The 6,963-nt window shown below is 72.2% G+C and carries 7 protein-coding genes; 4 read left to right on the top strand and 3 right to left on the bottom strand.

The window, feature by feature from the left end:
* The first annotated feature begins 108 nt into the window (after positions 1 to 108).
* The 4 genes from AB0M47_RS31955 (at position 109) to AB0M47_RS31940 (ending at position 4,006) form a co-directional block, all read left to right on the top strand.
* Positions 109 to 1,353, top strand: coding sequence for a M48 family metallopeptidase (locus tag AB0M47_RS31955; protein WP_363420630.1), 1,245 nt, complete (start codon positions 109 to 111; stop codon positions 1,351 to 1,353).
* A 113-nt stretch (positions 1,354 to 1,466) separates the two neighbouring features.
* Positions 1,467 to 2,591 (top strand): glycosyltransferase family 4 protein, encoded by a 1,125-nt coding sequence (locus AB0M47_RS31950; RefSeq protein WP_363420634.1) that lies wholly within the window; start codon positions 1,467 to 1,469, stop codon positions 2,589 to 2,591.
* Between the two features lie 12 nt (positions 2,592 to 2,603).
* On the top strand, positions 2,604 to 3,326 hold the full coding sequence (locus AB0M47_RS31945; protein ID WP_363420627.1) for an ABC transporter ATP-binding protein: 723 nt from the start codon (positions 2,604 to 2,606) through the stop codon (positions 3,324 to 3,326).
* Positions 3,323 to 4,006, top strand: a complete 684-nt coding sequence (locus AB0M47_RS31940; protein ID WP_363420624.1) for a hypothetical protein — start codon at positions 3,323 to 3,325, stop codon at positions 4,004 to 4,006. Before AB0M47_RS31945 ends, AB0M47_RS31940 begins: the two co-directional genes overlap by 4 nt.
* A gap of 2 nt (positions 4,007 to 4,008) precedes the next feature.
* Here the strand turns inward: AB0M47_RS31940 and AB0M47_RS31935 are convergent, their stop codons facing one another.
* Genes AB0M47_RS31935 through AB0M47_RS31925 form a run of 3 tightly spaced genes read right to left on the bottom strand, consistent with a single transcriptional unit; the run spans position 4,009 to position 6,903 of the window.
* Entirely contained in the window at positions 4,009 to 4,536 is a 528-nt protein-coding gene (locus AB0M47_RS31935) for a diadenosine tetraphosphate hydrolase (RefSeq protein ID WP_253761515.1), read from the bottom strand.
* Between the two features lie 19 nt (positions 4,537 to 4,555).
* Positions 4,556 to 5,224 (bottom strand): response regulator transcription factor, encoded by a 669-nt coding sequence (locus AB0M47_RS31930; protein WP_253761516.1) that lies wholly within the window; start codon positions 5,222 to 5,224, stop codon positions 4,556 to 4,558.
* A 44-nt stretch (positions 5,225 to 5,268) separates the two neighbouring features.
* Positions 5,269 to 6,903 (bottom strand): GAF domain-containing sensor histidine kinase, encoded by a 1,635-nt coding sequence (locus tag AB0M47_RS31925; RefSeq protein ID WP_363420620.1) that lies wholly within the window; start codon positions 6,901 to 6,903, stop codon positions 5,269 to 5,271.
* Positions 6,904 to 6,963 lie beyond the last annotated feature (60 nt).

Raw genomic sequence — 6,963 nt, 5'->3', positions numbered from 1 at the left:
GCCACTTTGGTTGCGGTGTTGACCGGTAGTGGCCGCCGGCGGGGCGGTGGGGCGGTGGGGGCGGTGGGTGGGGGGTAGGGGGAGAGGGGGGGATTTAGGCTTGCGCGCATGACGGTGCGTGGGTGGGCGTGGGTCACGCTCCTGGTGCTGGTGGCGGGACTCGTCGTCACGGCCGCGTTGCTCGTCCCGTGGCACCGGCCACCCGCGCCCCGCTCGGACCAGCTCGCGGCGTTGGCCGAGCTGCCCGCCGACAAGGTCGCCCGCGCCCGCCATTACCGCGCCGAACTGCGCCTCATCGCGTACCCGAGCATGATCTTGGGGATCGTCGTGGCCTTGATCCTGGGTCTGACGCCGCTCGGCGCGAAGCTCGTCGGTCTCGTGCCGGGACCGTGGTGGGCCAAGGCGGTCGGCGGGGGCCTGCTGGTGCTGTTCCTCGCCGACCTGGTGACGCTGCCGCTCGCGGCCGTGGGCCACCGGATCTCCGTGCGCTACGGGCTTTCGACGCAAGGCTGGGGCGCGTGGTCCATCGATCTCCTCAAGGGGTACGCGATCTCGGCGATCCTGGGAGCGATAGTCCTGTTCGTCTTCTTCGGCGTGACCAGGCTCGCCCCGAACTGGTGGTGGGCGTGGGCGTCAGCCGGCGCCGCATGCCTGGTCGTGTTGCTGTCGTTCATCTTCCCGGTGCTGGTGGAGCCGGTGTTCAACAAGTTCACGCCGATGGCGGACGGCCCCTTGCGCACCCGGATCATCGCGATGGCTGACGCCGACGGCGTCCCGGTACGCGATGTGCTGGTGGCCGACGCGTCCCGCCGGACCCGGGCGGTCAACGCCTATGTCTCCGGCCTGGGGCCGACCCGGCGCGTGGTCGTCTACGACACGTTGCTGACGGAGGCGCCCGAGGACGAGGTGGTCAGCGTGGTGGCGCACGAACTCGGCCACGCGAAGCGCAACGACGTCCTCACCGGTACGCTCATCGGCGCGCTCGGCTCGGCCGCGATGGTGGTGCTGTTGTTCCTCATCGGAGGGTGGACCGGGCTGCTGCACCGGGCGGGCGTGGAGTCGCTGACCGATCCCCGGGCCATCGGCCTCCTCCTGGCGTTGGGCACCGTGGCCGGCCTGATCGGCGGACCCGTCCAGGCGTACGTCTCCCGGGCCGTCGAGGCGCGCGCGGACGAGCACGCGCTGACGGTGACCGGCGATCCGCGTACGTTCGAGCAGATGCAGCAGCGGCTGGCCCTGGTCAACCTCGGCGACCCCGATCCGCCCGCCTGGGAGCAGACGCTGTTCGGCAGCCACCCGTCTACTGTGGAACGCATCGCGGCCGCTCGGGCGTTCGCGCGCTCACACCGTTAGGTGCAGATCACGGTTACGCAGGCTTCCGGGGCCCATGATCACATGGATATCCCTGATCTGCACCGAACGGCGGCGCCCGGCTCGGGCGTGCCGCCCGACCGGGTCCGGGTAGGCTGCGAGGGGTGCGGACACTGCTGGTCACCAACGACTTTCCCCCTCGGCCGGGCGGAATCCAGCAGTTCGTGCACAACCTGGCGTTGCGTCTGCCGCCGGACGAGGTCGTCGTCTACGCGTCCTCGTGGAAGGGGCAGGCCGCGTTCGACGCGGAGCAGTCGTTCGAGGTGGTCCGCGAGAACACCGGGATGCTGCTGCCGACCCGGGCGGTCGCCAGGCGCGCCCAGGAACTCGCGCGCGCCAATGGCTGCGACCGCGTGCTGTTCGGGGCGACCGCGCCGCTGGGGCTGCTCTCCCACGGCCTCCGGGAGGAAGCCGGGATCGAGCGCGCCGTCGGCCTGACGCACGGCCACGAGGCGGGCTGGGCCGCTCTGCCCGGTGCGCGTACGGCGTTGAAGCGGATCGCCCGGGGCTGTGACGTCGTCACCTATCTCGGCGAGTACTTCCGGCAGCGGCTGGAACCCGCGATCGGTTCGCTGACCTCGTTGCGGCGGCTCGCGCCCGGGGTCGACGTGGACGCGTACCGGCCGGACGTGGACGGCACGGAGGTCCGCAAGCGCTACGACCTGCGGGACCGGCCGGTGATCGTGTGCGTCTCCCGGCTCGTGCCGCGCAAGGGCCAGGACAGCCTCATCCGGGCGTTGCCCCACGTGCTGAAGAAGGTCCCCGACGCCGCCCTGCTCATCGTCAGCGGGGGACCACATCGGGCGGCGCTGGAGCGGCTGGCCCGGGAGAACGGGGTCGAACACGAGGTGGCCTTCACCGGCGGCGTCGAGTGGGAGGAGCTGCCGGCGCACTTCGCGGCCGGGAACGTGTTCGCCATGCCTTGCCGTACGCGCTGGGGCGGGCTCGACGTCGAAGGGCTCGGCATCGTCTACCTGGAGGCCTCGGCGACCGGGCTGCCGGTGATCGCCGGCGATTCCGGCGGCGCGCCCGACGCGGTGCTCGAAGGCGAGACGGGGTACGTCGTCGGCAACCTCACCACGCTCGTCGACCGGCTGGTCGAGCTGCTCACCGACGAGGCGCTGGCCCGGCGGATGGGCGAGGCGGGCCGGTCCTGGGTGGAACGGGAGTGGGGCTGGGACCTCCAAGCCCGGAGGCTGCGGGAAATGCTCGACGCCTGACAGAATTCCGGGATGCTCCTCGAGGACGTCTGGCTGCGGTACCACCGTGGCAGCCCGTGGGTGCTCCAAGGGATCCAGCTGGAGACCCACCCCGGCGAGATCGTCACCGTCCAGGGCCGCAACGGCGCGGGCAAATCCACTCTCCTGCAGGTCGTCGCCGGGTTGCTCCGGCCGGGCAAGGGCCGCGTCCGCGGTCGCCCGCCGATCGTGGGCTGGGTGCCCGAACGGTTCCCCGCCGACCAGCCCTTCTCCGCGTACGACTATCTGATCGCGATGGGCGAGATCCGCGGCCTGCGCGCGTCGGCGGCGGCCCAGGCCGCGACCACCTGGATCGAGCGTCTCGGGCTCGAGCCGTTCCGCGACGTCCGGCTGCCGGAACTGTCCAAAGGCACCGCGCAGAAGGTCGGCCTCGCCCAGGCCCTGCTCGTCCCGCCCCGGCTGCTGATCCTCGACGAGCCGTGGGAGGGTCTGGACGCCGCGGCCCGCGCGCTGGTGCCGGCGATCGTCGGCGAGGCCGCCGCGAACGGGGCCACGGTCCTGGTCAGCGACCATCGCGGGGAGACCGCCCGGCTGCCCGGCGCGACCCGCTGGACGGTCGCCGACGGCTCGGTCACGGCCGTTCCGGCCGATCCCGAGGAACAATGCGTCGTCGAGGTGGTCATGGCCGCGGGCGAGGTCACGGCCTTCCTGGCCCAGCTGCATTCCCAAGGGGTACGCGCGCAGGTGCGGTCATGACGGCGTTGGCGAGGATGCGGCTGATCGCGTACCTCAAGACCGGGCGGTTTCTGGCGCCGGGGATCACGGTGCTCCTGGCGCTCCTGCTGTTCCACGGCGGCGGGCGCAGTGAGGCGGCGGAGGCGTACGCGGTCTGCGCGCTCATCCTCTTCCCGGCGTACGCCTGGCAGACCCGGACGATCCTCGACGGCGACCCGGACGTGCAGCGGCGGCTGGCCCTGGTCGCGGTCGGCTCGGCCCGCCGGGAACAGCTCGCCGGGCTGCTCGCCGCGACCGTCGCCGGGCTGGTGGTGACCGGGGTGTCGCTGGTCCTGCCGTGGCTCATCGGCGCGGTGGAGGCCGAGGACGAGCCACTGGCGAAGCAGCTCGCGATCGGCGTCTGGGCGCACCTGCTGGCCTTGGCGGCCGGGCTGGCGCTGGGCGCGCTGAGCAGCCGGGCCGCGACCGAGTCGACCGGCAAGGGGGTCGCCGTGCTCGCCGTCGGCAGCGTGCTCGCCATCGTCCTCGGGCTGCCGGACTCGCCGCTCGCCCGGGTGATCCCGCCGATGACCGTCGTCGCCAAGACGGTGAGCCGACACGGGCTGACGCCCGCGAACGCGCTCGGCTACACCGTGCTGGCGGCGGTCTGGGTCGCGATCGGACTGCTGGTCTACGCCCGGCTCCGACGGAACCGGGCGTAGCCTCAGCGCTGCTTGAGCAGGCGGTGCAGTTCGGCGGTGATCGCCGTCCGCAGCTCGTCCAGCTCCTCCGCCTCGGGGGAGCTGAGCGGGTCGTGCTGCTCGGCGAACCGGTCCTCGTAGGCGTAGCGCCAGACCGGTCCCTTGCGGAACTCGGCCGGCTCCCAGGCGTACCGCGCGTGCACGTGAGCGTGCAGGTGGTGCAGGGAGTTGCCGAGGATCTCGTAGTTGAGCCGCCGGAACGCCGGATCGCGGCCGCCGCACACGGCGAAGACCGCGTCGCCGAGCAACGCCATGTCCTCGAGGAACTGCGTACGCTGAGCGCCGGTCAGATCCGTGAGGTGATCGGTGTCGTCGACGTCCGAGAGCAGTACGCAGTAGCCGGGCAGCTGCTGCGTGTCGCCGAAGACGACGTAGCCGCTGGGAACCTTCGCCATGACCATCGGGTTCTCGCCCCGGCGGGCCGAGCCCACCCGGTCAGAGCGCCAGTCGACAGACAGCTCGTCGGCGGGCGTGGAGGAGTGCCGTCCCATGAATGAGGCTGACCTCTTCCTAGAACTTGGGTGCGTCGGGGGCCTCGAGCAGGCCCAGGCGCAGCGCGGTCATCAGAGCCTGCGCGCGGTTGGCCGCGCCCAGCTTCTCGTAGAGCTTGGAGATGTGCGTCTTGGCCGTCGACTCGCTGACGAACAGCTGCTTGGCGATTCCGTTGACGCTCATGCCGTCGGCGAGCAGCCGCAGCACCTGGCCCTCCCGCGGGCTCAGCTGCGGACCGGCCGGGGCCAGCCGACGCTTCATCGCCTCGGCCAGGTCGGCCGCGGTGAACGCGCTCGGCGCGGACGCGGCGTGCCGGGCGGCCGCCACGACCTCGTCGGCCGGCGCGGTCTTCGGCACGAACGCCGACGCCCCAGCCTCCAGCGCGCCGAACAGCTGGTCGTCGCCCGCGTACATGGTGAGCACCACGATGCCCATGGTGGAGCTGGCCTTGCGCAGCGCGCGGGTGGCCTCCAGGCCGCTGCCGTCGGGCAGCCGCAGGTCCATGATCACCACGTCGGGCTGGAGGGCACCGGCCTGACGGACGGCCTCAGCCGCCGTCCCGGCCTCGCCGACGACCTCAAACTGCCGATCGCGCTCGAAGGCGTGCCGCAAACCTTTACGGATGAGGTCGTGATCGTCGACGAGTAGTACCTTGGTACGGCCCGCCGGTACGGTGCTGGTGGACATGCTCGGTGCTCTCCCCTTCAAGGCCGCCGGTTGTGACGGCGTGCTCACACGCTATCGCGCCGACCGGCCGGACCCAACACCACCGCGACCGTTGTGCCATGGGGGTGACGGGGCCGGATCTCCAGCCTGCCACGGATACGTTCCGCTCTCTCTGCCATGATCGCAAGACCGTACCGTCCGTCAACCCGCTGGTCAGCGATTCCCTGTCCGTCGTCCGACACTTCAATATGGGCGTTCGGGGGGTCGACCGAGCACGTGACCCACAGATTGCTGGCGCCGGCGTGCTTCCGGGCGTTGGTGATGGCCTCCTGCGCGATGCGCAGCAACTCCGCCTCGATGGCCGAGGGGAGCCGGCCGGGCGAGTCGTCCAAGGACAGGTGCACCCGGAGCCCGGCCGAAGCGCCGACTATCCGGGCGAACTCGGCGATCGCCGAGGTCAGGTTGCCGTGCCGGTCCACCTGGCTGCGCAGCTCGAACAGGCTCAGCCGCAGCTCGGTGACGACCCGCGTGATCTCCTCCCGGAGCGAGCGCAGCTCGTCGGCCGTCTCGGCGGCCTCCTCCGGCAGGCTGGCCAACGCGTTGTCCACGCCGTAGCCGATGATCACCAGTTCCTGGGCCACCCCGTCGTGGATCTCGCGGGCCAGGCGCTGCCGCTCCTCGTTGGTGGCCAGGGAGCGTACTTCGTCGAACAGCAGCGCCGCTTCGAGCCGGAGCGCCGCCTGCTCGGCCGCGTGCCGGATGCGCGAGATCGCCGGGGAGGCGAAGCCGCCCGCGTCGTCGCGTTCCAGCACCAGCACGCCGACCGTGCGTACGCCCGCGACCAGGGGGATCAGCAGGGCGGTGACGTCGATGTCCCGGGGCGCGCCGCGTACCTGGGACCGGGTCGCGACGTGCGGGAGCTGGCTGGCCCACGCCTCGGCGATCCCGGTGTCGGTGTCGAGCATCGTCTCCCAGTCGTGCTGCTCGCTGCCGTCCTGGGCGAGCCCGGCCTGGGACAGCACCATCAGGCGGCCGCCGCCGCTGGCGGTCAGCACGGCCGACCGGTCGGACTTGGCGACCGTACGCGCCTCGTCCAGCAGGTGCTCGGCGATGCCACCCGGGTCGAGGGTCGCACCGGGCAGCTGCCGGGCGACCGTCCGGAGCTGGGTGAGCAGCCGGGTCGCCTCCACATAGGGCTGCGGTTCGCGGCGTGCCAGCACGGCTCGCTGGAGGGCGCCCGTCGTGACGGTGCCGAGGGCGACCAGGACGAGCCACTGCGCGCAGACGATGACGTAGCCGGACGAGGCCAGCAGCGGTCGGCCGTCCAGGTCGGTCACCAGGCCGGCGACCACGAGGGTCCCGGCCGTCACGGCGAGCAGTGTCGCCGCCTCGACCGAGCGGTTGTTCAGCGTCGCCGCGGTCAATGGAACGGCCAGGTACGGCAATATCGCGCCCGCGCCGAAGCCGCCCGTGACCGTCCCGGCGTCGACGGCGGCCAGCGCGATCGCGGTCGCGCCGACGCCGATGACGAGCACCTCGGCGAACCGGCCCAGGGTGCCGACGATCGGCCAGCGGGCGCTCGCCGGGACGGCGGCGGTGGCCAGGGCGAGCAGGCCGACCCAGACCAATTGCTTGGGATCCCGGGTGGCGAGCAGGGTCAGGACCGCCACCAGAACGAGCAGGGTTACCCGCATCGCCATGGCGAGAAAGGCAGCGCGCCCGCCGGCCGTCCGGCCGCCGGGCTGCTGTGCCGCGCCGAG

It is taken from the genome of Hamadaea sp. NPDC051192 (genome assembly GCF_040682475.1).
GTDB classification, from domain to species: domain Bacteria; phylum Actinomycetota; class Actinomycetes; order Mycobacteriales; family Micromonosporaceae; genus Hamadaea; species Hamadaea flava.
This window is presented reverse-complemented; position numbering and strand designations above follow the sequence as displayed.